This window comes from Kitasatospora sp. NPDC022785, from assembly GCF_055561295.1.
This window is the reverse complement of sequence record NZ_JBVHHB010000008.1, coordinates 82,542-108,946: the sequence shown is the minus strand read 5'-3', so window position 1 is coordinate 108,946 and position 26,405 is coordinate 82,542. Positions and strand designations below refer to the sequence as shown.

22 protein-coding genes are annotated in these 26,405 nt (G+C 71.9%); 12 read left to right on the top strand and 10 right to left on the bottom strand.

All coding sequences use genetic code 11. The features are described 5' to 3' along the window. The first annotated feature begins 32 nt into the window (after positions 1 to 32). Both purN and purH read left to right on the top strand, forming a co-directional pair. Positions 33 to 692: a phosphoribosylglycinamide formyltransferase gene (purN, locus tag ACZ3YO_RS15430; protein WP_396321404.1), complete on the top strand. Its 660-nt coding sequence runs from the start codon at positions 33 to 35 to the stop codon at positions 690 to 692. Then, positions 689 to 2,266 carry a bifunctional phosphoribosylaminoimidazolecarboxamide formyltransferase/IMP cyclohydrolase gene (gene purH, locus ACZ3YO_RS15425; protein WP_465569412.1) on the top strand — a complete coding sequence of 526 codons (1,578 nt, stop codon included), beginning with the start codon at positions 689 to 691 and terminating at the stop codon, positions 2,264 to 2,266. Before purN ends, purH begins: the two co-directional genes overlap by 4 nt. A gap of 74 nt (positions 2,267 to 2,340) precedes the next feature. On the opposite strand, the gene ACZ3YO_RS15420 is transcribed toward purH, so the two are convergent. Continuing rightward, a complete protein-coding gene (locus ACZ3YO_RS15420) occupies positions 2,341 to 3,093 on the bottom strand; it encodes an RDD family protein (protein ID WP_465569410.1) in 753 nt (250 codons plus the stop codon). A 540-nt stretch (positions 3,094 to 3,633) separates the two neighbouring features. Here ACZ3YO_RS15420 and ACZ3YO_RS15415 point away from each other — a divergent pair. The 6 genes from ACZ3YO_RS15415 (at position 3,634) to ACZ3YO_RS15390 (ending at position 9,155) form a co-directional block, all read left to right on the top strand. Beyond that, entirely contained in the window at positions 3,634 to 4,488 is an 855-nt protein-coding gene (locus tag ACZ3YO_RS15415; RefSeq protein ID WP_396321401.1) for a bifunctional methylenetetrahydrofolate dehydrogenase/methenyltetrahydrofolate cyclohydrolase, read from the top strand. Positions 4,489 to 4,508: 20 nt separating this feature from the next. Further along, positions 4,509 to 4,931: a DUF3017 domain-containing protein gene (locus tag ACZ3YO_RS15410; RefSeq protein ID WP_465569407.1), complete on the top strand. Its 423-nt coding sequence runs from the start codon at positions 4,509 to 4,511 to the stop codon at positions 4,929 to 4,931. Positions 4,932 to 5,144: 213 nt separating this feature from the next. Then, positions 5,145 to 6,137, top strand: a complete 993-nt coding sequence (locus tag ACZ3YO_RS15405) for a malate dehydrogenase (RefSeq protein ID WP_396321399.1) — start codon at positions 5,145 to 5,147, stop codon at positions 6,135 to 6,137. Between the two features lie 73 nt (positions 6,138 to 6,210). Beyond that, on the top strand, positions 6,211 to 7,533 hold the full coding sequence (locus tag ACZ3YO_RS15400; protein WP_396321398.1) for a hemolysin family protein: 1,323 nt from the start codon (positions 6,211 to 6,213) through the stop codon (positions 7,531 to 7,533). Positions 7,534 to 7,563: 30 nt separating this feature from the next. Further along, the gene (trpS, locus tag ACZ3YO_RS15395; RefSeq protein ID WP_396321397.1) at positions 7,564 to 8,604 is read left to right on the top strand and encodes a tryptophan--tRNA ligase; all 1,041 of its coding nucleotides are present in this window, start codon (positions 7,564 to 7,566) and stop codon (positions 8,602 to 8,604) included. Further along, on the top strand, positions 8,601 to 9,155 hold the full coding sequence (locus ACZ3YO_RS15390) for a 2'-5' RNA ligase family protein (protein WP_396321396.1): 555 nt from the start codon (positions 8,601 to 8,603) through the stop codon (positions 9,153 to 9,155). Before trpS ends, ACZ3YO_RS15390 begins: the two co-directional genes overlap by 4 nt. 7 nt (positions 9,156 to 9,162) lie before the next feature. Here the strand turns inward: ACZ3YO_RS15390 and ACZ3YO_RS15385 are convergent, their stop codons facing one another. Both ACZ3YO_RS15385 and ACZ3YO_RS15380 read right to left on the bottom strand, forming a co-directional pair. Next, positions 9,163 to 11,661 (bottom strand): CDP-glycerol glycerophosphotransferase family protein, encoded by a 2,499-nt coding sequence (locus tag ACZ3YO_RS15385; protein ID WP_465569404.1) that lies wholly within the window; start codon positions 11,659 to 11,661, stop codon positions 9,163 to 9,165. Positions 11,662 to 11,946: 285 nt separating this feature from the next. After that, positions 11,947 to 15,519, bottom strand: a complete 3,573-nt coding sequence (locus ACZ3YO_RS15380; protein WP_465569402.1) for a bifunctional glycosyltransferase/CDP-glycerol:glycerophosphate glycerophosphotransferase — start codon at positions 15,517 to 15,519, stop codon at positions 11,947 to 11,949. 196 nt (positions 15,520 to 15,715) lie between these two features. On the opposite strand from ACZ3YO_RS15380, the gene ACZ3YO_RS15375 reads away from it, so the two are divergent. Both ACZ3YO_RS15375 and ACZ3YO_RS15370 read left to right on the top strand, forming a co-directional pair. Beyond that, positions 15,716 to 16,714, top strand: coding sequence for a glycosyltransferase family 2 protein (locus ACZ3YO_RS15375; RefSeq protein ID WP_465569401.1), 999 nt, complete (start codon positions 15,716 to 15,718; stop codon positions 16,712 to 16,714). A 70-nt stretch (positions 16,715 to 16,784) separates the two neighbouring features. Then, positions 16,785 to 17,753 (top strand): YihY/virulence factor BrkB family protein, encoded by a 969-nt coding sequence (locus tag ACZ3YO_RS15370; RefSeq protein ID WP_465569399.1) that lies wholly within the window; start codon positions 16,785 to 16,787, stop codon positions 17,751 to 17,753. Between the two features lie 22 nt (positions 17,754 to 17,775). On the opposite strand, the gene ACZ3YO_RS15365 is transcribed toward ACZ3YO_RS15370, so the two are convergent. Next, entirely contained in the window at positions 17,776 to 19,002 is a 1,227-nt protein-coding gene (locus ACZ3YO_RS15365) for a D-alanyl-D-alanine carboxypeptidase family protein (protein ID WP_465569397.1), read from the bottom strand. A gap of 144 nt (positions 19,003 to 19,146) precedes the next feature. On the opposite strand from ACZ3YO_RS15365, the gene ACZ3YO_RS15360 reads away from it, so the two are divergent. After that, positions 19,147 to 19,404 (top strand): SCO4848 family membrane protein, encoded by a 258-nt coding sequence (locus ACZ3YO_RS15360; RefSeq protein ID WP_396321389.1) that lies wholly within the window; start codon positions 19,147 to 19,149, stop codon positions 19,402 to 19,404. Between the two features lie 73 nt (positions 19,405 to 19,477). On the opposite strand, the gene ACZ3YO_RS15355 is transcribed toward ACZ3YO_RS15360, so the two are convergent. From ACZ3YO_RS15355 to sdhC, 4 genes are read right to left on the bottom strand one after another with little or no spacing between them, the layout of a single operon-like run. Then, positions 19,478 to 20,251, bottom strand: a complete 774-nt coding sequence (locus ACZ3YO_RS15355) for a succinate dehydrogenase iron-sulfur subunit (RefSeq protein WP_396321388.1) — start codon at positions 20,249 to 20,251, stop codon at positions 19,478 to 19,480. Next, on the bottom strand, positions 20,251 to 21,993 hold the full coding sequence (sdhA, locus tag ACZ3YO_RS15350; RefSeq protein ID WP_465569396.1) for a succinate dehydrogenase flavoprotein subunit: 1,743 nt from the start codon (positions 21,991 to 21,993) through the stop codon (positions 20,251 to 20,253). Before sdhA ends, ACZ3YO_RS15355 begins: the two co-directional genes overlap by 1 nt. 32 nt (positions 21,994 to 22,025) lie before the next feature. Further along, a complete protein-coding gene (locus ACZ3YO_RS15345) occupies positions 22,026 to 22,517 on the bottom strand; it encodes a succinate dehydrogenase hydrophobic membrane anchor subunit (RefSeq protein ID WP_465551055.1) in 492 nt (163 codons plus the stop codon). A gap of 8 nt (positions 22,518 to 22,525) precedes the next feature. Continuing rightward, entirely contained in the window at positions 22,526 to 22,906 is a 381-nt protein-coding gene (gene sdhC, locus ACZ3YO_RS15340) for a succinate dehydrogenase, cytochrome b556 subunit (RefSeq protein WP_360631421.1), read from the bottom strand. A gap of 254 nt (positions 22,907 to 23,160) precedes the next feature. Between sdhC and ACZ3YO_RS15335 the strand changes: the two genes are divergently transcribed. Continuing rightward, positions 23,161 to 23,925, top strand: a complete 765-nt coding sequence (locus ACZ3YO_RS15335; RefSeq protein WP_465569393.1) for a hypothetical protein — start codon at positions 23,161 to 23,163, stop codon at positions 23,923 to 23,925. A 7-nt stretch (positions 23,926 to 23,932) separates the two neighbouring features. Here the strand turns inward: ACZ3YO_RS15335 and ACZ3YO_RS15330 are convergent, their stop codons facing one another. Together ACZ3YO_RS15330 and ACZ3YO_RS15325 are read right to left on the bottom strand one after the other, a co-directional pair. After that, positions 23,933 to 24,418: a 2-oxo-4-hydroxy-4-carboxy-5-ureidoimidazoline decarboxylase gene (locus tag ACZ3YO_RS15330; protein ID WP_396321384.1), complete on the bottom strand. Its 486-nt coding sequence runs from the start codon at positions 24,416 to 24,418 to the stop codon at positions 23,933 to 23,935. Between the two features lie 293 nt (positions 24,419 to 24,711). Continuing rightward, a complete protein-coding gene (locus ACZ3YO_RS15325; RefSeq protein ID WP_465569391.1) occupies positions 24,712 to 26,364 on the bottom strand; it encodes an alpha/beta hydrolase in 1,653 nt (550 codons plus the stop codon). Positions 26,365 to 26,405: the final 41 nt, after the last annotated feature.

Genomic DNA, 26,405 nt, shown 5'->3' with positions numbered 1-26,405 from the left:
GGGCGGCGCCCCGACCTACGGAGAATCGCGCAGTGGCCGCCGCCCCCGCCCAGCTCTTCCCGCCCCGCACGCCCGGACCGGCCCGCCTGGTGGTGCTGGTCTCCGGCTCCGGCACCAACCTGCAGGCGCTGATCGACGCCGCCGCCGACCCGGCCTTCGGCGCCGTGATCGTCGCCGTCGGTGCCGACCGCGACGGGATCGCCGGCCTGGAGCGCGCAGAGCGCGCCGGCCTGCCGGTCTTCGTGCACCGGGTGAAGGACTTCCCCGACCGGGCCGGCTGGGACGGCGCGCTGACCGCCTCCGTCGCCGCGTACGAGCCGGACCTCGTGGTCACGGCCGGCTTCATGAAGATCCTCGGTCCCGGCTTCATCGAAGCCTTCTCCGGGCGGATCGTCAACACCCACCCCGCACTGCTGCCCGCCTTCCCCGGCGCCCACGGCGTCACCGACGCGCTCGCGTACGGGGTCAAGGTCACCGGCTGCACCGTCCACCTGGTCGACGCCGGTGTGGACACCGGGCCGATCATCGCGCAGGGCGTCGTCGAGGTCGCCGACGCCGATCACGCCGATGGCGGCGAAGCGCTGCACGAGCGCATCAAGACAGTCGAGCGCAAGCTGCTCGTCGACATCGTGGGCCGGCTGGCCCGCGAAGGTCACCGCATCGAGGACCGAAAGGTATGGATCCCGGCATGAGTGCCAGCTCCACCACCCCCCCTGTCTCCGAGAACGTCCGTCCGATCCGTCGCGCGCTGATCAGCGTGTACGACAAGACCGGTCTGGAGGAGCTGGCCCAGGGCCTGCACGCCGCCGGGGTCGCCATCGTCTCCACCGGCTCCACCGCCGGCCGGATCGCCGCCGCCGGCGTGCCGGTGACCGAGGTCTCCGAGCTGACCGGCTTCCCGGAGTGCCTGGACGGGCGCGTGAAGACGCTGCACCCCCGCGTGCACGCCGGCGTGCTCGCCGACCTGCGCCTGGAGTCGCACCGCGCGCAGCTGGCCGAGCTGGGCGTCGAGCCCTTCGACCTGGTCGTCGTGAACCTCTACCCGTTCAAGGCCACCGTCGCCTCCGGCGCCACCCCCGACGAGTGCGTCGAGCAGATCGACATCGGCGGCCCGAGCATGGTTCGCGCCGCCGCCAAGAACCACCCGTCGGTCGCCGTCGTGGTCGACCCGGCCCGCTACGGCGACGTGCTGAAGGCCGCTCAGGAGGGCGGCTTCGACCTGGCCACCCGCAAGCGCCTGGCCGGCGCCGCGTTCGCGCACACCGCCGCGTACGACGTCGCGGTCGCCTCCTGGTTCGAGGCCGGCTACGCGCCCAGCGACGAGCGCTTCCCCGAGTTCCTCGGCGCCACCTGGGAGCGGCAGAACGTGCTGCGCTACGGCGAGAACCCGCACCAGGGCGCCGCGCTGTACGTGGACGGCACCGGTGGCCTGGCCGGCGCCGAGCAGCTGCACGGCAAGGAGATGTCGTACAACAACTACGTCGACACCGATGCCGCCCGCCGCGCCGCCTACGACCACGCCGAGCCGGCCGTCGCGATCATCAAGCACGCCAACCCGTGCGGCATCGGGACCGGCGCGGACGTCGCCGAGGCGCACCGCAAGGCGCACGAGTGCGACCCGGTCTCCGCGTACGGCGGCGTGATCGCGGTCAACCGCCCGGTCTCCGTCGAGCTGGCCGAGCAGATCGCGCCGATCTTCACCGAGGTCGTGGTGGCCCCGGGTTACGAGGAGGGCGCCGTCGAGGTGCTCGCCCGCAAGAAGAACCTGCGCGTGCTGCTCGCCCCCGAGGCGCCGGCCAACCGCCAGGAGGTGCGCCCGATCTCCGGCGGCGTGCTGCTCCAGGAGACCGACCGGGTGCACGCCGAGGGCGACGACCCGGCGACCTGGACGCTGGCCACCGGTGAGGCGCTCGGCGAGGCCGAGCTGGCCGAGCTGGCCTTCGCCTGGCGGGCCTGCCGGGCCGTCAAGTCCAACGCGATCCTGCTGGCCAAGGACGGCGCCTCGGTCGGCGTCGGCATGGGCCAGGTCAACCGGGTCGACTCCTGCAAGCTCGCGGTCGAGCGGGCCGGCGAGCGGGCCAAGGGCTCGTACGCGGCCTCCGACGCGTTCTTCCCGTTCGCGGACGGGCCGGCGATCCTGATCGCCGCCGGCGTCAGGGCCATCGTCCAGCCCGGCGGTTCGATCCGCGACGAAGAGGTGATCGCGGCCGCCGCCGAGGCCGGCGTGACCATGTACCTCACCGGCACCCGTCACTTCTTCCACTGATGACGGTGTGACAGACGGAGCGGCCCGGCTCCCCCTCGCGGGGAGCCGGGCCGCTCTGCTGCGTCCGGTGGGCGCTACTTCTTGATCACCACGGTGCCGGCGGCACGGTCGTGCCAGCCCTGCAGCTTCCCGGTGTTGTCGAAGAACGGGGACAGGTAGACCAGCAGCTGGCCGATGCCGCACAGCAGCGCGCCGACGCTCGGGATGATGAAGCGGATGAAGCCGCCGCCCACGCCGGGGTTCTGGCCGGTGTTCTCCTTCACGACCCGCAGGCCCATGGCGAACTTGCCGAGCGTCGCGCCCGTGAAGGCCACCAGCAGCCACTCGTAGAGCAGGCCGACCGCCATGAACAGGCCGAACATCACCATCAGCGTGACGAACCAGCCGGCCGCCGCCTGCGAGTTCTGGTGCACGCAGTCGTAGTAGGCGGAGTTGGAGCCGCTGTAGGACGAGCCGTAGTCGAGCTTCGAGCTGCAGTCCTGCTGGTCCTTGGCCACGCCCATCGCGCCGACGACGCCGAACAGCGTGAAGAGCGCGTACAGCGCGCCGAAGAACAGGCCGTCGATCAGCCGGGCGGCGAACCGCTGCCCCATGGTGGCGATCTTCACCGTGCCCAGCTGGGCGATGTTGATGTAGCCGTTGTTCGCCTGGATGGTGCCCGGCATCGGCGCGTACCCGTACGCCTGCTGCTGCGGCACGCCGTAGCCCGGGGCCGGGGGCTGCTGGGGGTAGCCGTAGCCGGCGGCCGGCGGGGCCTGCTGCGGGTAGCCGTAACCGGGCTGCTGCGGCTGGCCGTACGGGTTGTTCGGGTCGGGCGGGTAACTCATCGATGCCTCCGGGCAGGATGTGGGGACAGGGGACGGGACGGCGGGGCACCCGGACCGGACCGGCGGTGTGGGGCACGCCGGACGGACGGGACGATAGCGGAGCGCGGTGACATCGGGGGCGCGCGGATTCGGGCGCCCGCCGTCGCGGCTCAGGACCGCGAGGACGGTGGGAGTCGGGGCGACGGTGTGAACGGGAGCATCGACGGCTGCGGTCCTGGCAACATGCGGCCGTAGTGGTCGGGCGGCACGGCGTGGTGTGGTCGGCTCACTCTGTTCTTCCCCCGGGTACGCCCCCGCCGGTGTGTGTCCGTCGGCCCGTCACCGGGCCGGAGGCGGCAGGGAATGCCCGCTCATCGTCAACCGGACGGCCCGGTGCTGTCCAGCCGCGCCCGCGCACCGGACCGGACTGTGGCGCAACCGCAACGTGGCCCGCACGTTCCGTACCGGAGCGGGGCCGTCGCGGCGGGGAGCAGGACGGGGAGCGCGGCGGCGGCGCCGGGGCTGGCGCAGCAGGTTGCCGCGATCCGGGAGAATGGGGTCATGACTGCCCAGATTCTCGATGGCAAGGCCACCGCGGCCGCGATCAAGTCCGAACTCGCCGCCCGCGTGGCGGCCCTCAAGGCCAAGGGTGTCACGCCCGGCCTCGGCACCGTCCTGGTCGGCGACGACCCGGGCAGCCGCTGGTACGTCAACGGCAAGCACAAGGACTGCGCCGAGGTCGGCATCGCCTCGATCCAGCGCGAACTGCCCGCCACCGCCACCCAGGAGGACGTCGAGAACGTCGTCCGCGAGCTCAACGCCGACCCGGCCTGCACCGGCTACATCGTCCAGCTCCCGCTGCCCAAGGGCCTCGACCAGAACCCGGTCCTGGAGCTGATGGACCCGGACAAGGACGCCGACGGCCTGCACCCCACCTCGCTCGGCCGTCTCGCGCTGGGCATCCAGGGCCCGCTGCCGTGCACCCCGCTCGGCATCGTCGAGCTGCTGCGCCGCCACGACGTCGAGATCGACGGCGCCGAGGTGGTCGTGATCGGCCGCGGCGTCACCGTCGGCCGCTCGATCGGCCTGCTGCTCACCCGGCGCAGCGAGAACGCCACCGTCACCCTCTGTCACACCGGCACCCGTGACCTCGGCTACCACCTGCGCAAGGCCGACATCGTCGTGGCCGCCGCGGGCGTGCCGCACCTGGTCAAGCCGGAGGACGTCAAGGCCGGCGCGGCCGTCCTGGACGTCGGTGTCAGCCGCAGCGAGGGCAAGATCGTCGGCGACGTGCACCCGGGCGTGGCCGAGGTGGCCGGCTGGATCTCCCCGAACCCCGGCGGCGTCGGTCCGATGACCCGCGCCATGCTGCTGAACAACATCGTCGAGGCGGCCGAGCGCCGCGCCGGCATCTGACACCGGAGGGACGGCGAGCCATGAGCAATCGACCGGTGAGGTCTCGGCGCAGGCCGGTCAAGACCACCGGCACCCTGCCCCCCGAGGGCTCGGCCGCGGCGCTGGGGCGTGAGCACGCCCTGCCGGTGCGCCAGTGGCCGATAACGCTGGTCCTGCTGGTGGTCGGCGCCGGGCTCGCCGTGACCTGGTTCGCCGACTTCAAGGACGGCTTCAAGTACGGGCTGCTGATCCTCGGCGGCGGCGTGCTGCTCGGTGCCCTGCTCCGGCTGGTCCTGCCCGAGGTCGGCATGCTGGCGGTGCGCAGCCGGTTCACCGACGTGATCGTCCTGTCCTTCCTGGGCCTGTCGATCGTGCTGCTGACGCTGGTGGCCCAGCCCAACCCGTGGCTGGAGATGCCGCTGCTCGACAACATCGGCCAGCTGATCGGACGTCCGCGCCGCTGAGGGCCGGACCGCGGCCGACCGGACCCTGACGGCCCCCGCCCGGAGACTCCCGGCGGGGGCCGTCCGCTGTGACGTATCAGCCACGACCGCACACGCGGCGTACGCTTCGCTTTGCGATAACCTGACGCGGGTCTCTCGATGTCGAGAGACCGTCCTCGGCTCCAGTGCGCCGGTGTGCCTGGGGCACCTGGCGATTTGCTGGAGAAGGTAGAAATGACCCGCACCCCCGTCAACGTCACCATCACCGGAGCGGCCGGCCAGATCGGCTACGCGCTGCTCTTCCGCATCGCCTCGGGCCACCTGCTCGGCGCCGACGTGCCGGTGAACCTGCGCCTCCTGGAGATCCCGCAGGGCGTCAAGGCCGCCGAGGGCACCGCGATGGAGCTCGTCGACTGCGCGTTCCCGCTGCTGCGCGACATCACGATCACCGACAACGCCAACGAGGCCTTCGACGGCGCCAACGTCGCGCTGCTGGTCGGCGCCCGTCCGCGCACCGCGGGCATGGAGCGCGGCGACCTGCTGCAGGCCAACGGCGGCATCTTCGGCCCGCAGGGCAAGGCCATCAACGACCACGCCGCGGACGACATCAAGGTCCTGGTCGTCGGCAACCCGGCCAACACCAACGCCCTGATCGCCCAGCGCAACGCCCCGGACGTCCCGGCCGAGCGCTTCACCGCGATGACCCGCCTCGACCACAACCGCGCCGTCGGCCAGCTGGCCCTGAAGACCGGCGCCGCCGTGTCCGACATCAAGCGCGTCACCATCTGGGGCAACCACTCGGCCACCCAGTACCCGGACATCTTCCAGGCCGAGATCGCCGGCAAGCCGGCCTTCGAGGCCGTCGGCGCTGACCAGGCCTGGCTGGAGGGCGACTTCATCCCGACCGTCGCCAAGCGCGGTGCGGCGATCATCGAGGCCCGTGGCGCCTCCTCGGCCGCCTCCGCCGCCAACGCCGCCATCGACCACGTCCACACCTGGGTCAACGGCACCGCCGAGGGCGACTGGACCTCCATGGGTGTCGTCTCCGACGGCTCCTACGGCGTCCCGGCCGGTCTGATCTCCTCCTTCCCGGTCACCACCAAGGACGGCAAGTTCGAGATCGTCCAGGGCCTGGAGATCTCCGACTTCTCCCGCGGCCGCATCGACGCCTCGGTCAACGAGCTGGTCGAGGAGCGCGACGCGGTCCAGGCCCTCGGCCTGATCTGAGCGAAGCCACGCTGACGCACCGGCCCGTCGCCTCCCCGGGAGGCGGCGGGCCGCGTGCGTAGGATGACCCCCCGTGAGCGAAACCATCGAGGACGCGGCGCTCGTCCTCGTCTTCATCATGCTGGGCGGCCTGTTCAACGTCGCGGAGATCTCGCTGATCTCGCTGCGCGAGGGCCAGATCCGGTCGCTGGAGGCACGCGGCACCCGGCGGGCCGCCCGCGCGGCGCACCTGGCGGCCGACCCGAACCGCTTCCTGGCCGCCGTCCAGGTCGGGGTGACCTGCATGGGCTTCCTGTCCGCGGCCTTCGGCGCGGACACCCTGGCGGGAAAGCTGGCCCCCGTGTTCGTCCGGGCCGGGCTCTCCGAGGGCGTCGCCGACGCGGTCTCGCTGGTCGGGCTGACCCTGGTGATCAGCTACGTCTCGCTGGTGCTCGGCGAGCTCACCCCCAAGCGGATCGGCCTGCAGCGCGCCGACTCCATCGCGCTGCTCGCCGCCCCGGTGGTGGACGTGATGTCGGTGGTGCTGCGCCCGGTGATCTGGCTGCTCGGCCACTCCACCAACCTGATGGTCCGCCTGTTCGGCGGGGACCCGGCCGCCGGGCGCGGTTCGATGAGCTCCGAGGAGCTGCGCGGGCTGGTCGCCGCCAACACCGAACTCGGTAGCGACGAACGGGCGTTGATCGCCGACGTGTTCTCCGCCGGGGAGCGCCAGCTGCGCGAGGTGATGGTCCCGCGCACCGAGGTGACCTTCCTGGACGCCGAGCGCCCGCTCGCCGAGGTGCGCGAACAGGCGAGCTCCTCGCCGCACTCGCGCTACCCGGTGGTCGAGGGCAGCTACGACGCGGTGACCGGCTTCGTCCACGTCCGCGACCTGTACGGGGCCCGCGCCGAGCAGGCCGTGAAGGTCCGCGACCTGGCCCGGCCGGTCAAGCTGCTGCCGGGCACCAAGCGGGTGCTGGAGGCGATGGGCGAGATGCGCCGGGAGGGCCACCACCTGGCGATCGTGGTCGACGAGTACGGCGGCACCGCCGGCATCGTCACCCTGGAGGACCTGGTCGAGGAGGTGATCGGCGAGATCCGCGACGAGTACGACTCCCAGGAGCCCAGCACCACCCGGCAGCTGGCCGGCGGCGGCATGGAGCTGGACGGCCTGCTGAACCTCGGCGACTTCACCGAGGAGACCGGCGTCACCCTGCCCGAGGGGCCGTACGAGACGGTGGCCGGCTGCCTGGTCGCCGCGCTGGGCCGGCTGCCGGCCGACGGCGACCAGGTCAGGATCCCGGTCGGTGCCGAGGAGGTCCGGCTGACGGTGGCCAAGCTGGAGGGCCGGCGGATCGCCAGGGTCAGGGTGAGTGCGGTCACACTGGCGGAACCTCCAGGCGAAGACGTTTCCTGACCGGTCGCTGTAACTGGAACAATGGCCCCCATGGTCAACGCAGCGGTCACTGGTCCGGTCAAGGACCGTCCCCGGGTTCTCTCCGGCATCCAGCCCACCTCCGGCTCGTTCCACCTCGGCAACTACCTCGGCGCGGTCCGCCAGTGGGTCGACCTGCAGAAGGAGAACGACGCCTTCTACATGGTCGTCGACCTGCACGCGATCACCGTGGCGCAGGACCCGAAGGAGCTGCGCGAGAACACCCGGATCTCCGCCGCCCAGCTGCTGGGCGCCGGCCTGGACCCGGACCACTGCACGCTCTTCGTCCAGTCGCACGTGCCCGAACACGCGCAGCTCGCCTGGGTGATGAACTGCCTCACCGGCTTCGGCGAAGCCTCCCGGATGACCCAGTTCAAGGACAAGTCCGCCCGGCACGGCGCCGACAGCACCACGGTGGGCCTGTTCACCTACCCGGTCCTCATGGTCGCGGACGTCCTGCTTTACCAGGCCGACGCCGTTCCGGTCGGCGAGGACCAGCGCCAGCACCTGGAGCTCACCCGCGACCTCGCCGAGCGCTTCAACACCCGCTACCGCCCCACCTTCACGGTGCCGAAGCCGTACATCCTCAAGGAGACGGCGAAGATCCAGGACCTCCAGGACCCGGGCGCCAAGATGAGCAAGTCAGCCTCCTCGGCCAAGGGCCTGGTGAACCTGCTCGACGAGCCGAAGGTGAGCGCCAAGAAGTTCAAGAGCGCCGTCACCGACACCGGCACCGTCGTCTCCTACGACGAGGAGGAGAAGGCCGGCGTCTCCAACCTGCTGCGGATCCACTCCGCGCTCAGCGGCCAGTCGATCGACCAGCTGGTCGCGCACTTCGAGGGCAAGATGTACGGCGCCCTGAAGACCGAGCTGGCCGAGCTGTTCACCGAGTGGGTGACGCCGTTCCAGCAGCGCACCAACACCTTCCTGGACGACCCGGCCGAGCTGGACCGCGTCCTGGCGATCGGCGCCGAGAAGGCCCGGGAGGTGGCGTCGCAGACGCTGGAGACGGTTTACGACCGGATCGGCTTCCTTCCGGCCGCCAAGCGGTGACGCAGCTGACGAGCCTGCCCGATGGTGGCGACCTCCCGGAGGTCGTCACCATCGGCGTGTCCGTGAGCGTCCCGGATCCGTACGGCTCGGCGATCCAGGACGCGCGGGCCGGGCACGGCGATCCGCTGGCCCGGTCGATACCCACGCACGTCACCCTGCTGCCGCCGACCGAGGTGGCGGCCGCGGAGCTGCCGAAGATCGAGGAGCACCTGGCGTCGGTGGCCGGCGCACACCGGCCGTTCCGGATGCTGCTGCAGGGCAGCGGCACCTTCCGCCCGGTCTCCCCGGTGGTCTTCGTCCGGGTCGAGGAGGGCGCGCAGGAGTGCCGGCTGCTGGAGGCGGACGTCCGCTCCGGCCCGCTGGCCCGGGAGCTGGCCTTCCCGTACCACCCGCACGTCACGGTGGCGCACGGCCTGCCGGAGGACGTGCTGGACCAGGCGTACGAGCAGGCCCGGGGCTTCCGGGCGGCGTTCACGGTGCCGGGCTTCAGCCTCTCCCGGTTCGACGCCGACGAGGTCTGGCGGCCCTGGCGGGCCTACGCCTTCTCCTGACGCGGCTTCAGCCCCCGCCGCCGGCGCCGAGCATCCGGTCGACCACCCGGCGGGCGGCGCCGCCGTCGTCCAGCCCGCAGTGCGTGGCCCGGAACCGGCGGTAGCGCTCCTCGTAACCGGCGGGCAGCTCGGCGCCGCCGTCGGCGAGGCCGCGCAGCGCGGCGAGCAGTTCGGGCGAGCCGGGGACGAGCGGCCCGGGGGCCTGCGACTCGAAGTCGAAGTAGAAGCCGCGCAAGGTGTCGCGGTAGTGCTCCAGGTCGTAGGTGAAGAAGAGCACCGGGCGGCCGGTGATCGCGAAGTCGAACATGATCGACGAGTAGTCGGTGACCAGCACGTCCGCGATCAGCAGCAGCTCCTGCACGTCGGGGTAGTCACCGCAGTCGTACAGGAAGCCGTCGCCGGCGCCGCTCAGCGGCTCGCGGACGTGCACGTGCGGGCGGACGAGCAGCACGTGGTCGCGGCCGAGGGTGCTCCGGGCGTGGCCGAGGTCGATCCGCAGGTCCAGCCGGAAGCCGTCGCCGTTGCCGCGCCGCTGGTCCTCGCGCCAGGTCGGGGCGTACAGCACGACCCGCTTGCCCTCCGGGATGCCGAGCCGGCGCCGGACGGCCGCGGCGTGCCCGGCGTCCGGCCGGGCCAGGACGTCGCCGCGCGGGTAGCCGGCCTCCAGGATCTCGCCGTCGTAGCGGAACGCCCGGCGCAGGATCGGGGTGGCGAAGGCGCTGGGGGAGAGCAGCAGGCTCCACTGCGGGGTCTCCCTGTCGAGCGCCTCCAGGTAGCCGTGGTCGGCCAGCCAGGGGTTGTCGACGTCGTGGGCGATCCGCTTGAGCAGCGATCCGTGCCAGGTCTGCACGACCACCTGGCCGGGGCGGCGCTCCAGGAAGTCCGGGAAGTGCGTGTTGCCGACAAGGTAGCGGCTGGTGGCCAGCGCCCGGTACCACTCGGGGCTCCAGATCCGTACCGCGCGGACGTCGGCGGGCAATGCGGCCTGGGCGTCGTCGACCACCCAGAGGTGCTCCAACGGGGCGCCCCGGCGGGCGAGTTCGGCATGGACGGCGCGCGGTGAGTCGGAGTAGCCACGGCCGCCGAAGACGTCGTACAGCACGGCCTCGCGCAGCGGTTCGCGGCGGGCGGCGGGGTAACCGACGGCGCGCTGGCGCTCCTGGGCCCAGGCGCTGCGCTCGGTGGCGGTGAGCACCGGCGTGGAGTCGACCAGCAGGGTGTCGTGCCAGCGGCGCTGGAGCAGGATCCGCTTGCCGCCGGCCCGGGTGGCGGCCGGCAGGGCCGGGAGGACGGCGGGGGCGGCGATCAGCGGGCGCTGCGGGCCGCTGCGGCCGGCGGGGCGCAGCGTGGCCTCCCAGATGCCCTTGCGCAGCGGCAGGGCGATGCCGTCCGAGCCGGTGCGGGTGGCGGGCAGCCGGATCCGGAAGCGGTCGTCGTCGCCGCGTTCGACCGGGTGGCGGACCTCGCCGCCGGTGCCGCTGTGACGCAGGACGAGTTCGAGCGGCCCGGCGCCGGGGCAGCGGCCGGTGAGTTCGAAGCCCTCCGCCCGGACCGCGATCCGCTCGACGTGGCCGGCGGCGCGCCGGACGCAGAACTGGAGCCGGCCGTCGGCCAGGTGCTTGAGCTGGAGCGCCCGGTCGTGCGGCCCGGGCAGCGGGTGCTGGCCGGCCACCGGGCCGCCGCGCTCGTCCAGGGTGAGCTGCTCGGCGGAGCCGTCCGGGCGCAGCAGGTCGGCGTCCCAGTGCTCCAGGTCGCCGGTGCCGCACCCGTCGGCGGTGAACGGCCGGTTCGGCAGGTGGACGGCGAAGGTGTTGCCGGTGCGGGCCACCGGGCGCAGCAGGACTGCGTCGCTCTCCCGGTGGCGCAGCCGCAGGACGGTGCCGGCCGGGCAGTGGTCGGCGGTGCCGCGCAGGTCGAGGCCGTCCTGGGCCGGGGCGGCGCGGGTGAGCCGGACGCCGGGGCGTTCGAGCAGCAGCCGCAGCCGGCCGTCGGCGAAGTGCGGCTGGAGCCGGACGTCGTGGTCGACCCAGTGGGCGGGCGGGTACTCGCCGGAGCCGCACCAGTGCGGGGCGAGCGCGCCGTACTGGCGGCGCAGCCGGGTCGGGCGGGGGCGGGTGAAGAGGGTGGCTCCGATCCGCCAGTCGCCGAGGAGCCACTCCTCGCCGCGGCGCAGCCGGCGCGGCTCGATCAGGGCGGTGAAGCCGGACCAGTCGTGGTTGTGGTCGGGCTGGGCGCTGTCGTCGGTGACCTCGGGCAGCCGACGGGGTCTGGACCGCAGGTGGACGGGCGGATCGTCCTCGTCGCGGTGCAGGGTGAGCCACGTCCAGGCGGAGCCGGGTCGGGCGGTGTCCAGGTCGTGGGGGCGGGCGAAGCCGGTGAGTTCGAGACCGCGGGCGGTCCAGCGGGCGCGCAGCAGGCCGAAGGCGGCGTCCTCGTCACCGAGCGGCAGGCCCTCGCCCGCACGGGGGGCGGCGTGCGGCAGGACGAGCCGGGTGAGGACAGGCATGTGGTGGCCCTTCGGGAGGGGATCCCGGGCCGTGGCGGTGGCCCGGGGGCCTTCGTGCCGAGCGGCTGGTCGGACGGGGCCGATTCGATATCCCATACCGAAATGACATGCGGGGTCAACTGAACTGTCCGGCGGAATTGCTGAGAGATTCGCCAGCGAAACGTGAGTTCGAATGCAATGCGGCAGTAAAGGACAGGTTCCTTCCAGATAACTCCCAGAAAAGCCCGGAGGCGCCCGACGCGTGATGCGTCGGGCGCCTCCGGGGCGCTGCCGGCTTTCGGCGGACTACTGCTGGCGGAGCATCCCGTCCACCACGCGGGCCGCGGCCTGGCCGTCGTCGAGGTCGCAGTACGCCTCGCGGAAGGCCGTGTACTTGTCGGCGTACTCCGCGGTCACCTCGTCGACCCGGGCGAGCGCGGAGAGCAGCTCCTCCGAGGTGCCCAGCAGCGGGCCGGGCGCCTCCGACTCGAAGTCGAGGCTGAAGCCGCGCAGGTTGTCGCGGTAGTGCTCCAGGTCGTGCGTGAAGAACAGCACCGGCTTGCCGGTCGCGGCGAAGTCGAACAGCGTGGCCGAGTAGTCGGTGACGAGCACGTCGGCGATCAGCAGCAGCTCGGCCATGTCGGGGTAGCTGCCGACGTCCCAGATGTAGCCGTTGCCGGCTCCGGGGATCTGGCCGCACATCACGCTGTGCCGGCGGACCAGCAGCACCTGGTCGTCGCCGAGCGCGGCCTTCGCCGCCTCCAGGTCGATCCGCAGGTCGATCTGGTAGCCGCCGTTCGGGCGGCGCCGGTCCTCACGGAAGGTCGGCGCGTAGAGCACGACCTTCTTGCCCTCGGGCAGGCCGAGCCGCTCGCGGACCTGCTCGGCGGTCTTCTCCCGGTCGGGCGCGAACAGCAGGTCGTTGCGGGGCGAACCGCTCTCCAGGATCTCGCCCTTGAAATCGAACGCGCGACGCAGCACCGGCGCGGCCCAGGTGTTCCCGGCGACCAGCATCGACCAGTTCGGGACCTCCTTGGCGACGCCCTTCAGGTAGTTGGCGTCGGTGAACCAGACCTTCTCGAAGTCGTACCCGATCTGCTTCAGCGGGGTGCCGTGCCAGGTCTGCACGACCACCTGGCCGGGACGGCGGACGAAGAAGTCGGGCAGGTGCGCACTGGTGACGATGTACTTGGCGGTCGCCAGCGCCTCGAACCACTCGGGGCTCCAGAGCCGGATCGCGCCCGCCGTCTGCGGCAGCTCGGCCTGCAGGTCGTCGCTGCCCCACAGGTGCTCCAGCGGCAGGCCGCGGCGGACCAGCTCCTCGTGGATCGCCCGCGGCGAGTCGGCGTAGAGGCCGCCGAGCGCGACGTTGTAGAGCACGGTGTCGCGCACCGGCAGCCGTCGGGCCGTCGGGTAGTCGACGGTGCGCAGCTGCCGCTGCCGGTAACCGCTGCGCTCCTCGGGCAGCAGCGCCGAGTGCGACTCCAGCGAGAGGCCGTCGTAGTGGCGGCGCTCCAGCACGATCCGCTTGCCGCGCGACTCAACCTCCAGCGGCAGGGCGCCGAAGCACTCCGGCGCGATCAGCGCGTACCGGGTGGCGATCGTCTCGGCCGGCTCCCCGACCGGGCGGAAGAAGACGTCCCAGGTGCCCTGGGCGAGCGGCACCCGCCCGGCGAAGGAGGCCGTCGGCACCGGCGGCAGCGCGGCCCGGAACCGGCCCTCGGCGATCTCCACCGGGTAGACGTGCTCCTCCTCGCGCCAGTTGTGGCGCACGACGAGCTCCCAGCGGTGGTTGCCGGGCAGCGGGAAGGCACCGCTGAGCAGGAAGCCGTCGGCGCCGCGGGCGGCGACCTCGTCCACCACCGGCTGCAGCAGCTGGTCGGAGAACTGCAGGTAGCCGCCGGGGGAGGGCTTGGAGTAGAGCGCGCGGCGCTCGGCGGCCGGGGCCTGCGGGTTGAGCGCCAGGTGCAGCCCCGCCGGGGCGTTGCGGTCGTCCCAGGCCAACGGCATGGTGCTGCCGTCGGCGAGCAGCAGGGTGGTGTCCCAGCGGTCGCGGGCACGCTCAGGGGCGACCGGGTCGAGCTCGGCCCAGGCCTCGCGCACGGCGGTCAGCTCGGCCAGCGAGACGGACGCCGAGAACGGCTGCAGCGTGCCGACCGGGGAGGCGAGCTCCAGCGGTTGCAGCAGCTCGCGGTCGGACTCGACGTGGGTGAGCTTCAGCCGGGCCCCGGCGAGGTCCGGGCCGGTGCGGGCCGCGCCGGACACCTCCAGCCGCCCGTCGTGCGTGGCCAGGCCGGTCACCCGCGCCCGGACGGTCTCCACCCGGAGGTAGACGTGGCCGTCCCGGACCCACGGCACGATCCGCACGTCCGGCTCGACCCACTGCGCGGGGATGTACGCGGAGGTGTCGCTCCACCCGGCCGAGACCCGGCCCTTGTAGACGCCGCCCTTGCCGGCGCCGGCCACCAGGACGCGCCAGTTGCCGTCCTTCCACTGGCCCCGGTGCTTGAGCTTCTTGGGGTCGAGGGAGACGGTGAAGCCGGCCCAGTCGCAGTTGTACAGGTCGTGCTTGGAGCTGGCGGTGGCCTCGGGGCTGTACTGGGTCTTCATCGGCACGGCGATCACCCGGCGGCCCTTGGTCTCGCGCAGCACCAGCGTGCGGACCATGTCGAGCTTGTTGGCGGCGCCCAGCTGCTCCGGGTACGCGTGCCCGGTCAGCTCCAGCCTGCCGCCGGCCCAGGCCGACCCGTAGAGCCGGCTGCGCATCACCAGCGAGTTGTCCAGCTTGAGCACGCCGGCCGGCACGCTCTTGCGCCCGCCGCGCAGGAACGGGTAGTCGGCGTACGGGCGCAGCAGGCCGCGGGCCGCGACACCGCCGTTGCTCTCGCCCTCGTACTTGATCTGCTCGACGAACTCGTCGATCCGGCCCGCCAGGGTCAGGTGGTACTTCAGCCGCAGCGGCGCGCGCAGCTTGCGGACCTGCTCGGGGCCGATCGCCCGGAGCAGCCGGCTGACGTGCTTGAGGTAGGCGTCCCGGTACTCCTTGTCGCCGTCCACGACGGACCAGAAGAACATCGGGATCTCCTCGACGAGGGTGTTCTCGTCGTAGGAGTGCAGGTACTGCGCGAAGCGCGGGTCGGTCTGCTTCTTCAGCCAGCCGCGGACCAGCTCCACCGAGGCGACGCGGTCGATCAGGCCCTTGGGGTTGGTGCGCATCTGCGTGATCGACATCTCGCCGACCTCGCGCTCGCGCCAGTGGTAGATCGGCTCGGCGAGCACGTCCACGCTCCTGGCGAGGTAGTGGTGCGGCACGCTGACCGGGGCGTCCTCGTACAGGATGCCCTCGGGGTAGAGCAGGCCGGCCGCGTCGAAGAAGGACCGGCGGTACACCTTGTTCCACGCCGTGCGGTCGGTGACCAGCGCGGGGATCTCGGTGATGTGGGTCTTGAGCCTGGTCGCCTTGAACGGCTTCACGTGCCCGCCGGACTGGTAGTAGCCCACCGCGCGGAACCGCAGCACGTTGCCGGTGGCGAAGTCCGAGCCCGTCTCGTCCAGCGTGTTGATCATCAGCTCGTACGCGCTCGGCGGCATCGAGTCGTCACTGTCGACGAAGCAGAGGAACTCGCCCTCCGGGTCGATGTGCCGGATGCCGGTGTTGCGGGCCGCGCCGAGGCCCTTGTTCACCTGGCGGACCAGCCGGAACCGGGAGTCCTGGGCGGCATACGCCTCGGCGAGTGCCGCGCTGCCGTCCTTCGAACCGTCGTCGACCATGACGCACTCGAAGTCCGTGAACGTCTGGGCGGCGATCGAGTCGAGGCATTCCACGAGGTAGCGCTCGACGTTGTAGATCGGAACGACGATGGAGAGGCGGGGAGCCATCGGCTACGCAGGCCTTTCTTGGGAAGGAGCGTGGCAGCCCGTTCGGGGCCTGACCGCACTTTGAACCGGTGCGTACGTGCCCACCGATCCTACCGTCCGGCTCCGGAGGCCCTCCGGAGCCGCCCGGGCGGCGGACGCGGGGGCCCCGGCGGGCCCTCGCCGGACCGGCCGGGCGGGCGGCCACTACTCTGTGCCCATGCCCCGTTTCAGCGTCATCGTCCCCGTTTACCAGGTCCAGGAGTACCTCCCCGAGTGTCTCGACTCGGTGCTCGGCCAGGGCGGCCCGGACTTCGAACTGATCGCGGTGGACGACCGCTCCCCGGACGGCTGCGGCGCCCTGCTGGACGAGGCCGCCGCCGGCGACCCCCGGGTGCGGGTGCTGCACCTGCCGGAGAACGTCGGCCTCGGCCGGGCCCGCAACGCCGGCCTGGAGGTCGCCACCGGCGAGTACGTGATCTTCCTGGACAGCGACGACACGCTGACCCCCGGCCTGCTCAAGGCCGTCGACGACCGGCTCGCGGCCGGCGGCGACCCGGACATCCTGGTCTACGACTACGCCCGCACCTACGCGGACGGCCGGATCACCCGGGCCGCCTCGGCCCACGTCTTCGGTGCCGACTCCCCGGACGTCTTCGACCTCGACCGCCGCCCCGACCTGCTCGACCTGCTCCAGGTGGTCTGGAACAAGGCCTACCGCCGGGGCTTCGTCACCGAGCAGCGCCTCACCTTCCCCGCGGGATACTACGAGGACACCCCCTGGACCTACCCGGCGCTGCTCGCCGCCGCGAGCATCACCCTGCTCGACCAGGTCGGCGTCCACTACCGCCAGCGCCAGGAGGGCGGCAACATCCTCGCCACCGCCAGCCGCAAGCATTTCGACGTCTTCGCCCAGTACGACCTGGTCTTCGCCTTCCTGGACCGCCGTCCCGACCTCGGCCACTGGCGGCCGGTGGTCTACGGCCGGATGCTGCACCACCTCAACACCGTCGTCTCCAAGGCCGGCCGCGTCCCGCCCGGCGACCGCCGCGAGTACTTCCGCCGCGCCGCCGCGCACTGCGCCCGGCTGCGCCCGGCCGGCTACCGCCCGCCCGCCGGAGTGGACGGGGTCCGTACCGAGCTGCTCAGCCACGGCCGCTACGGCGCCTACCAGGCCGTCCGCGCCCTGGCCCGCGCCCGCCGGCTCGTCAGGCGCTGAGGCGCCGAACCTCCGTGGCACGCGGGGAGTCTGACGGCCGTTCGGGCGAACGGCCGGTATAACCGGTCGGGTGGACTTCCTGACCCGCCTCCCGGTGATCGGCCCGCTCGTGGCGCGGGTGCTGCGCAGCCGCCCGTACCGCGCGTACGAGCACTTCACCGCCGCCCGCGGCAACCGGCTGGCCGGCGCGATCACCTTCTTCGGGTTCCTCGCGCTCTTCCCGCTGCTCACCGTGGCGCTGGCGATCGCGGTCGCGACCCTCAGCGACACCCGGGTCGCCGAGCTGCAGAAGCGGATCTCCGACCAGCTGCCGGGCATCTCCGATGCGCTCAACCTGCCCTCGCTGGTGGCCAACGCGGGCGCCGTCGGGCTGGTCAGCGGTGTGCTGCTGCTGATCTCCGGCCTCGGCTGGGTGGACACCATGCGCACCTCGGTCCGCGACGTCTGGCAGCTGCCCGAGGACGACGGCAACCCGGTGCTGCGCAAGGCCCGGGACTGCGTGGTGCTCTGCGGGCTGGGCCTGGTCTCGCTCTTCTCGCTGGCCGCCTCCGCCGCCGGGACGACCCTGGCCGGCCGGATCGCCGAGTGGATCGGCCTGGGCACCGGCGGGCCCGGCGGCTACCTGCTGACCGGCGTCGGCCTGCTGATCGCGGTGGCCTCCGACACGGTGCTCTTCGCCTACCTGCTGGCGCCCTTCCCCGGGATCCGCGGCCAGCACCGGGGGGACGTGCTGCGGGGCGCGCTGATCGGCGGGGTCGGCTTCGAGCTGCTGAAGGTCCTGCTCGCCTCCTACCTCGGATCGGTCGCCGGCAAGAGCCTCTACGGCGCGTTCGGCGTGCCGGTGGCGTTGCTGCTCTGGATCAACTTCGTCTGCCGGTTGCTGATGTACTGCGTCGCCTGGACGGCCACGGCCGACCCGGCCGCCGCCCGTGACCGGGCCCGCGAGCGCGCCCGGGAGATGGTGGAGGCGGCCGACGAGGCGGAGGCGGAGGCGGGCAAGGCGGATGCGGGCAAGGGGGAGGCCCGGTCCCAGGAGTGAGACCGGGCCCCGCACCACTCCGTCAGCCGGACGACGGGCGGCCGCGCCGCCGCAACAGGACCAGGGCGCCGGCGCCGCCCACCGTCAGGGCGAGCGCGACCGCCAGCCAGCCGGCCGGGCCGAGCCCGTCGTCGCCGCCGTCCCCGGCCGCGGCAGGGGCTGCGGCGGCCGGCGGCGTGGGGGAGGGCGAGGGGTGCGGCGGCGGCGCGGGCACTCCGGCGGTGCCGCCCGCCTGCCCGGTCGGCGTCGGCTCGGCGCCCCCGGCCGGGGCCTCGTCCACCAGGTGCCCGACCGGCGTGACCTTGTCGGCCGCCGCGAACCCCCAGTCCAGCAGTGCCGCCGTCTCGTCGTACACCTTCTGATACGTCGACGGGTGCATCACCGTCACCAGCAGGGTCCGCCCGTCCCGTTCGGCCGCCCCGACGAAGGTCGAGCCGGCCTCGGTGGTGAAACCGTTCTTCACGCCGATCAGACCGGGGTACTTGCCCAGCAGCCGGTCGGTGTTGGCGATCCCGAAACTGCCGCGCTGGCCGGTGTTCTTGTCCACCGCGCCGGGAAACAGTGCGTCCCGGGTGGCGCAGTACATCCGGAAGTCGGGGTTGCGCAGCCCGGCCCGGGCGAACAGCGTCAGGTCGTACGCCGAGGAGAGCTGGCCGTCCATGTCGTAGCCGTCCGGCGAGATCACCTTGGTGTCCCTCGCCTGGAGCGCGTCCGCGCGGGCCTGCATCTCGGCGACGGTCTGCTGGACACCGCCGTTCATGTGCGACAGGACGTGCACCGCGTCGTTGCCCGAACTGAGGAACACGCCGCGCCAGAGGTCCTCGACCTTGTACTCCAGGTCCTCCTTGATGCCGACCAGGCTGCTGCCGGCGCCGATCCCCTGGATCTCCGCGTCCGCGACCTTGTGCACCGCGTTGCGGTCGAACTTGGGCAGCACGGTGTCCGCGAAGAGGATCTTCAGGGTGCTGGCCGGTGCGAGCCGCCGATGCGGGTTGCTGGCCGCGAGCACGTTTCCTGACGCCGCGTCGGCGACTATCCAGGACTGTCCGGTGAGGCCCCCCGGCAGTGCCGGGGCGCCGGCCAGCGGGGCCACCTGGACCCCGGAGAGTCCCAGCCGCTCGCCGCCGATCGCGGCCGCCGGGGGTGGCGGCTCGTGCGGGGCCGCGAGGGCCGCCGGGGCGGCGAGGAGAGCCGGGAGGGCCGCGACGTACGCGGCGAGCAGGTGTGCGAGCTTAGGACGTTTGGGCACCCGCAGACCGTACCCAGTCGGAGCCCCCGCCGTCCGCCCCTCCGGGCCCGTCCTCCGCAGGAGGGGGCAGACGTACGCCGAACGGACGCCTGCGCATACTGGGAGGGCACAGCATCTTCACGCCACCGCCCGTTGAGGACCCTCATGAAGCTCAGCCGCCGCACCTCCTGGTTCCTGACCGCCTTCGGCGTCTGGTCCATGATCATCTGGACCACCTTCGTCAAGAACCTCTGGAAGGACTCCGGTGGCCAGGCCTTCACCGACGGCGACCACTCCCAGCCCACCGCGTTCTTCTGGATCCACCTCCTGCTCGCCGTGACCTCCTTCCTCCTCGGCATCGCCGTCGGGGCCGTCGGCGTCCGCGGCCTGCGCGCCGCCCGCCGGGAGCCGGCCGCCGGCTGACCGGCAGCCGCCGGAGAACGACCGAGGGCCCGTCCGATCACAGGATCGGACGGGCCCTCGGTTCGGCGGTGGGTCAGAAGCGGCGGGTGACCAGCGCCCGCTTCACTTCCTGGATCGCCTTGGTGACCTCGATGCCACGCGGGCAGGCCTCCGAGCAGTTGAAGGTGGTCCGGCAGCGCCAGACACCCTCACGGTCGTTCAGGATCTCCAGCCGCTGCTCCGCACCCTCGTCGCGCGAGTCGAAGATGAAGCGGTGCGCGTTGACGATCGCGGCCGGGCCGAAGTACTGGCCGTCGTTCCAGAAGACCGGGCAGGACGACGTGCACGCGGCGCAGAGGATGCACTTGGTGGTGTCGTCGAAGCGCTCGCGGTCCTCGGCGGACTGCAGGCGCTCGCGGGTCGGGTCGTTCCCCTTGGTGATGAGGAACGGCATGACGTCCTTGTACGCCTGGAAGAACGGGTCCATGTCCACGACCAGGTCCTTGAGGACCGTGAGGCCCTTGATGGCCTCGATCGTGATCGGCTTGTCCGGGTTGACGTCCTTGATCAGGGTCTTGCACGCCAGCCGGTTGCGCCCGTTGATCCGCATCGCGTCGGAGCCGCAGATGCCGTGCGCGCAGGAACGGCGGTAGGTGAGGGTGCCGTCCTGCTCCCACTTGATCTTGTTGAGCGCGTCCAGGACGCGCTCCTTCGGGTCCAGGGTCAGCTGGTAGTCGACCCACACCGGGTCCGGGTGCTCCTCCGGGTTGAACCGGCGGATCCGGAAGGTGACGGTGATCAGCTCGACACCGCCCGCCTCGACCGCGTCCAGAGCGGCCGAGTGCTTCTCCACAGTCGGAGTGCTCATCAGTACTTACGCTCCATCGGCTGGTAGCGGGTCGTGACGACCGGCTTGTAGTCGAGGCGGATGGAGGTGGTGCCGTCCTCGGCAACCTCCTGGTACGCCATGGTGTGCTGCATGAACTTCACGTCGTCACGGGTCGGGAAGTCCTCGCGGTAGTGGCCGCCGCGCGACTCCTCGCGAGCCAGCGCGGAGACCGCCAGCACCTCGGCCAGGTCGAGCAGGTTGCCCAGCTCGACGGCCTCCAGCAGGTCCGTGTTGTAACGGAAGCCCTTGTCCTGGATGGCGACGTTCTTGTACCGCTCGCGCAGCGCGGCGATGTCCTCGACCGCCTGCTTCAGGGTGGCGCCGGTGCGGTAGACCATGGCGTTGGTGTCCATGGTCTCCTGCAGCTCCTTGCGGATCTGCGCCACCGACTCGGTGCCGGTGGACTCGCGCAGGCCGTCGACCAGCGCCTGCACCTTCTCGGCCGGGTTCTCGGGCAGCTCGGTGAAGTCCACCGTCTGCGCGTACTCGGCGGCGGCGATGCCCGCGCGCTTGCCGAACACGTTGATGTCCAGCAGCGAGTTGGTGCCCAGACGGTTGGCGCCGTGCACGGAGACGCAGGCGACCTCGCCGGCCGCGTACAGGCCCGGGACGACCTCGGTGTTGTTGCGCAGGACCTCACCCTCGACGTTGGTCGGGATGCCGCCCATGGCGTAGTGCGCGGTGGGCTGGATCGGGATCGGGTCCGTGTAGGGCTCGATGCCGAGGTAGGTGCGCGCGAACTCCGTGATGTCCGGGAGCTTGGCGTCCAGCTGCTCCGGCGGCAGGTGGGTGAGGTCCAGGTAGACGTGGTCGCCGTCCGGACCGCAGCCGCGGCCTTCGCGGATCTCGGTGTAGATCGCGCGGGAGCAGACGTCACGGGACGCGAGGTCCTTCATGACGGGGGCGTAGCGCTCCATGAAGCGCTCGCCGTCCTTGTTGCGCAGGATGCCGCCCTCGCCGCGGGCGCCCTCGGTGAGCAGGATGCCCATGCGCCAGATGCCCGTCGGGTGGAACTGGAAGAACTCCATGTCCTCCAGCGGCAGGCCGCGGCGGTAGACCAGGGCCTGGCCGTCACCGGTGAGGGTGTGGGCGTTGGAGGAGACCTTGAAGAACTTGCCGGTGCCGCCGGAGGCGAACACGACCGACTTGGCCTGGAAGACGTGGATCTCGCCGGTGGCCAGCTCGTAGGCGACGACGCCGGACGTCTTGCCCTCGTTGATCAGCAGGTCGAGGACGTAGAACTCGTTGAAGAACTCGACGCCGTGCTTGACGCAGTTCTGGAACAGCGTCTGGAGGATCATGTGACCGGTGCGGTCGGCCGCGTAGCAGGAACGGCGGACCGGGGCCTCGCCGTGGTTGCGGGAGTGGCCGCCGAAGCGGCGCTGGTCGATCCGGCCCTGCTCGGTACGGGAGAAGGGAAGGCCCATCTTCTCCAGGTCGAGGACGGCGTCGATGGCCTCCTTGCACATGATCTCGGCGGCGTCCTGGTCGACCAGGTAGTCACCACCCTTGACCGTGTCGAAGGTGTGCCACTCCCAGTTGTCCTCCTCGACGTTGGCGAGGGCGGCGCACATGCCGCCCTGGGCCGCGCCGGTGTGGGACCGGGTGGGGTAGAGCTTGGTGAGCACCGCGGTGCGGCTGCGCTGGGTCGACTCGATGGCCGCGCGCATGCCGGCGCCGCCGGCGCCGACGATGACGGTGTCGTACTGGTGAATCTGCATGGGGGTTCTAACTCGCCTCTGGCCTCTGCCGATTAGATGTTCGGGTCGAAGGTGAAGATGACCAGGGTGCCGAGCAGCACGGTGAAGACCGTGGCGGCGCCCATGAGGCCCTTCAGCCAGAGCCGGGTGGAGTCCCTCTCGGCGTAGTCGTTGATGACCGTCCGCATGCCGTTGGCGCCGTGCAGCATGGCGAGCCAGAGCATCAGGAGGTCCCAGCCCTGCCAGAACGGCGAGGCCCAGCGGCCGGCCACGAAGGCGAAGCCGATCTTCGAGACGCCGCCGTCGAGCACCAGCATGATCAGCAGGTGGCCGAGGATCAGCACCACGAGGACGATGCCGGACAGGCGCATGAAGAGCCAGGCCAGCATCTCGAAGTTGGTGCGGGTGCGGCGCGGGGTCCTCTTGGTCCGCTGGCGGGCCGGCTCGATGACGAACTCGTCCGCCGGGTTGCCGGTGCCGAGACCCTTGCCGGTGTGCGCCTGGGCGGAGGGGACCACCAGGGCGTCGGAGATTTCCGTGGACATGTCTCAGATCACTTCCCGAACCAGGAGGTCAGCGTGTGCTGAAGGATCGGGTAGAAGGCGCCGGCCATCAGGACGACCCACACCCCGACCACGGTCCAGAGCATCTGCTTCTGGAACTTCGGGCCCTTCGACCAGAAGTCGACGGCGACGACCCGCAGGCCGTTGAGAGCGTGGAACAGGATGGCGGCCACCAGGCCGTACTCCATCAGGTTCACCAGCGGCGTCTTGTACGTCTGAATGACGGAGTCGTACGCCTCGGGCGACACCCGCACCAGTGCGGTGTCCAGGACATGAGCGAACAGGAAGAAGAAGATGAGGACGCCGGTGACTCGATGAGCCACCCAGCTCCACATGCCTTCCCGGCCGCGGTACAACGTTCCAGCCGGCACGGAAAAACCCTCCGGAAGCGATTGGGGGCTCGGCCGGCTTCGGTGTCGGTCAGCCCGGCCGGGTACGGTCCACCGGCCGCGAGCATCCTATCGACGCCGTCTCGCCAACCGCCTCCGGGGGCCCGAGGTGTGATCAATCAGGCACGACTGGCCTAGTCGGGTGGGAACCGGGCCCGAAATCGGCACGCAGGGTGAGCGTCCGGTTGCGCTACCGTAGCGGCCCCCTCCCGCACCGACACCCTGCCGAGGCCGCCGTGCCGCTCCGACCGTCCCGCCCGCCCGCCCTCTTCGTCGTCTGCGCCCTGTTGCTCGCGGCGGGCTGCACCACGGTCGGCGGCTCGGCCGACCGGGCCGGGCCCGGTCGCGAGCTGTCCGCCGCCGAGCTGCGGGCGGCCGCGGTGGCCGACGCCGACCTCGGGCCCGGCTACACGGTGACGGTGATGAAGCCCGGTCACGGCGAGACCGGATCGGGCGGCGCACGGGAGACCGCCGACGTGCCCGCCTGCCAGCCGCTGCTGGACGCGGTGACCCCGGCCGCCTCGGTGGGCGGCACCGTGCCCACGCCCGGGCCGGGGGATCCGTACGCCGAGACAGATCTGGGCGTGGCACGGGCGGCGGACCCGGAGGGCGGCGTGTACGGAGGGCTGCTCGGCTACCGGGCCGGGCGGGCGGCTCAGCTCCAGGAGGACCTGGAGAAGCTGTTCGGTCCGTGCGCCTCGTTCACCTCCACCGCACCGCCGCCACCGGCGGACAGGTCACGGAAGGGGGTGCGGACCAGGCACCGGCTGATCCGGGACGACACGCCCACGACCGGGGGAGCCGACGCGGCCACCGGGTTCACTCTGACGAATGAATCGGGCTCGGTGGCGCTCTCCCAGCGTGCGGTGGTGGCCTGGGTCGGCCCGGCGCTGGCGGTCTTCACCACGGTGGGCGTCGGCGCGGAGCCGGCCACGGTGCCGGACGAGCGGATCGTCCGGCAACAGGTGGCCAAGCTCCGCGCCGCGCAGGCGAAGAGGTGAGCCCGGTTCAGCGCGCTCCGGCCTCCGAGTGGGTGGCGACCAGGTGCTCCAGGCGGGTGAGGGCGATCCGGCGCAACTCGTCCGAGGCGATCAGCCGCTCCTCGTCCGGGTCGTTGGCCAGCCGGGTGCGGATCGAGCTGAGCACGGTGTCGAGCATCTCCTCGGGGGCGACTCCCTCCAGACAGACCACGAAGACGTGCCCGAACCGGGCCTCGTAGGCGGCGTGGGCCGCCCGCAGCGCGGTGTGCGCGGCCTGGCTGCCGGGGGCGCGCATGCCGAGGAGCGGCTGCGGCATCCAGCTCTCGTCCGCCAGCGCCTCGGCCAGGTCGGCCGGGCGCAGGTCGTAGGAGGCCTCGCTGGCGGCGGCCAGCAGGGACTCTATGTCGGGGTAGGGCCGGTGCGCGGTGAGCCGCAGGGCCCAGCGGTGGCTTCCGCAGCAGGCGAGGAGGGCCTCCTCGGCGGCGCCGGCGTCGGCCTCGTTGAAGCGGTGCAACCCGAGGAGGGTCGGCTCGGAGCTGGGATCGAGCCGCTGTGACGGGATGTCGCTGGCCAGCGGGTCCTCCTCGTGAGGGCGGGAAGGTGCCGGTGAAAGGGAGGTGGAGCAGGTGAAGTATCAGACTGCGGGGCGGCGTCCAGCGCCCGCCGGGCAGCGGCTCAACGGTAGTTGAGCAGTCATCAGTTGGGGAGGGCGCACGCGGAATTCATCCGATCGAGCTATCAAGTTGTGACGTTGACACCTCGGTGTCAGCGCCCTCCCCGTCCTCGTCTGCTAATGACGCCGAGCGCTCAGGAGCAGCGCGTCCCGGCCGCCGGCAGTGTGCCCTCGACGAGATAGGCCTGCAGGGCCGCGTCGATGCAGGCGTTGCCCCGGCCGAACGCGCCGTGGCCCTCGCCCACCCGGGTCAGCAGGGTGGCGTTGGCGAAGCCCTTGGCCAGCGCCTCGGCGGAGGCGTACGGGGTGGCCGGGTCGCCGGTGGAGCCGACGACCAGGATCGGATCGGCGCCCTCGGCGCGGATCGCGTGCGCCTTCTCCGGGGTCTTGAACGGCCAGTACGCGCAGCCGGGCTCGCTGTAGTCGTCCACCGTGACGCCCCTGGAGAACAGCGGGGCCTCGGCCCGGAGCCTGGCCACGGCCTGCTGGGCGCGCTCGGGGCTCGGGGCGGGGGCGGCGTTGTCGGCGCACCGGATCGCGCCGTTCGCCTCCTCCATCGGGCTGTAGTGGCCCTTCTCGTCGCGGCCGTTGTACTCGTCGGCGAAGGCCAGCAGGACGTCGGGCTTGTTGCCGACCATCGCCCAGCCGAGCGCGTTGCGCAGGTACTGCCAGGTCGTCTTCTCGTCGCCGTACAGCAGCTCGGTGGTGCCGGTCCAAGCGAGGTCCCGGCCGAGCTTGCGGCCGTCCTTGGCGGTCATCGGGTGGTCGTGCAGGCCGTCGATGAAGTCGGCCGCCTTCTTGGCCGCCTTGGCCGGGTCCTTGCCGAGCGGGCACTCGGAGGCGTGGTTCTCCACGCAGTCGGCGGCGAAGCGCTCGAAGGACTTCTCGAAGCCGACCTGCTGGTCGACGCCGTGGTCGAGCTGGTCCTGGGCGGGGTCGACGGCGCCGTCCAGGATGAGCCGGCCGGCGTTCTTCGGGAACTCCTCGGCGTAGACCGCGCCGAGATAGGTGCCGTAGGAGACGCCGAGGTAGTTCAGCTTCTTGTCGCCGACGGCGGCGCGCAGGACGTCCAGGTCCCGGGCGGTGTTGCGGGTGCCGACGAAGGGCAGCAGCCGGCCGGACCTGGCCTGGCAGGCCGCGGCGTGCTCGGTGGCGTTCTTGACGTGCTCGGCCTTGCGGGCCGCCGGGTCGAGCGGGTCGTCGGCCTCGTTGCGGGCGTCCATCTGCTGGTCGTCGAAGCAGACGACCGGCGAGCTCTCCCCGGTGCCGCGGGGGTCGAAGCCGATCACGTCGAAGCGGTCGTGCAGGGCGCCGTCGTAGTCCTTGGGGCTGTACTTGACCATCTCGACACCCGAACCGCCCGGGCCGCCCGGGTTGACCATCAGCGAGCCGATCTTCCGGTCCGGCTTGGCGGCCGGCAGCTTGATCAGAGCGATGTCGAGGGCGTCGGTCGCCGGGTTGGCGTAGTCGAGCGGGACGTGGAGCCTGCCGCAGAGCATCCCGGATATGTCGATCTTGGACTTCGCGGCCTGGGGGTCGGCCGGGCAGGCGGCCCAGGCGATCTGCTGGCCGTAGAAGGACTTGAGCGCCGGGTCGTCCGCCCCGGTGGGCTTGGGGGTGGGCGTCGGCGCCGCGGTGGGCGCCGGAGCGGACGCGGCCGGGGAGGTCCCCGCGGCGTGGTCCTGGGCGGGCTTGGCGCTGTCGTTGCAGGCGGAGCTGAGGAGCAGGGCGCCGGCCGCGAAGGCGGTCAGCAGAACCCGCGGGCGGGCAGCCCGGAGAGATTTCATCGCACGTATGTACCACTGGGGGGTGACACGTCCGATCACGG

What these genes read in the sequence shown, in the direction of transcription:
- ACZ3YO_RS15345 (WP_465551055.1), bottom strand. Translation starts at nt 22,517, where the DNA reads ATGTCCACGGAAATCTCCGACGCCCTGGTGGTCCCCTCCGCCCAGGCG.
- ACZ3YO_RS15325 (WP_465569391.1), bottom strand. Translation starts at nt 26,364, where the DNA reads ATGAAATCTCTCCGGGCTGCCCGCCCGCGGGTTCTGCTGACCGCCTTC.
- ACZ3YO_RS15355 (WP_396321388.1), bottom strand. Translation starts at nt 20,251, where the DNA reads ATGAGCACTCCGACTGTGGAGAAGCACTCGGCCGCTCTGGACGCGGTC.
- ACZ3YO_RS15360 (WP_396321389.1), top strand. Translation starts at nt 19,147, where the DNA reads ATGAAGCTCAGCCGCCGCACCTCCTGGTTCCTGACCGCCTTCGGCGTC.
- ACZ3YO_RS15410 (WP_465569407.1), top strand. Translation starts at nt 4,509, where the DNA reads ATGAGCAATCGACCGGTGAGGTCTCGGCGCAGGCCGGTCAAGACCACC.
- sdhA (WP_465569396.1), bottom strand. Translation starts at nt 21,993, where the DNA reads ATGCAGATTCACCAGTACGACACCGTCATCGTCGGCGCCGGCGGCGCC.
- ACZ3YO_RS15375 (WP_465569401.1), top strand. Translation starts at nt 15,716, where the DNA reads ATGCCCCGTTTCAGCGTCATCGTCCCCGTTTACCAGGTCCAGGAGTAC.
- ACZ3YO_RS15415 (WP_396321401.1), top strand. Translation starts at nt 3,634, where the DNA reads ATGACTGCCCAGATTCTCGATGGCAAGGCCACCGCGGCCGCGATCAAG.
- purH (WP_465569412.1), top strand. Translation starts at nt 689, where the DNA reads ATGAGTGCCAGCTCCACCACCCCCCCTGTCTCCGAGAACGTCCGTCCG.
- ACZ3YO_RS15385 (WP_465569404.1), bottom strand. Translation starts at nt 11,661, where the DNA reads ATGCCTGTCCTCACCCGGCTCGTCCTGCCGCACGCCGCCCCCCGTGCG.
- trpS (WP_396321397.1), top strand. Translation starts at nt 7,564, where the DNA reads ATGGTCAACGCAGCGGTCACTGGTCCGGTCAAGGACCGTCCCCGGGTT.
- ACZ3YO_RS15405 (WP_396321399.1), top strand. Translation starts at nt 5,145, where the DNA reads ATGACCCGCACCCCCGTCAACGTCACCATCACCGGAGCGGCCGGCCAG.
- ACZ3YO_RS15380 (WP_465569402.1), bottom strand. Translation starts at nt 15,519, where the DNA reads ATGGCTCCCCGCCTCTCCATCGTCGTTCCGATCTACAACGTCGAGCGC.
- ACZ3YO_RS15420 (WP_465569410.1), bottom strand. Translation starts at nt 3,093, where the DNA reads ATGAGTTACCCGCCCGACCCGAACAACCCGTACGGCCAGCCGCAGCAG.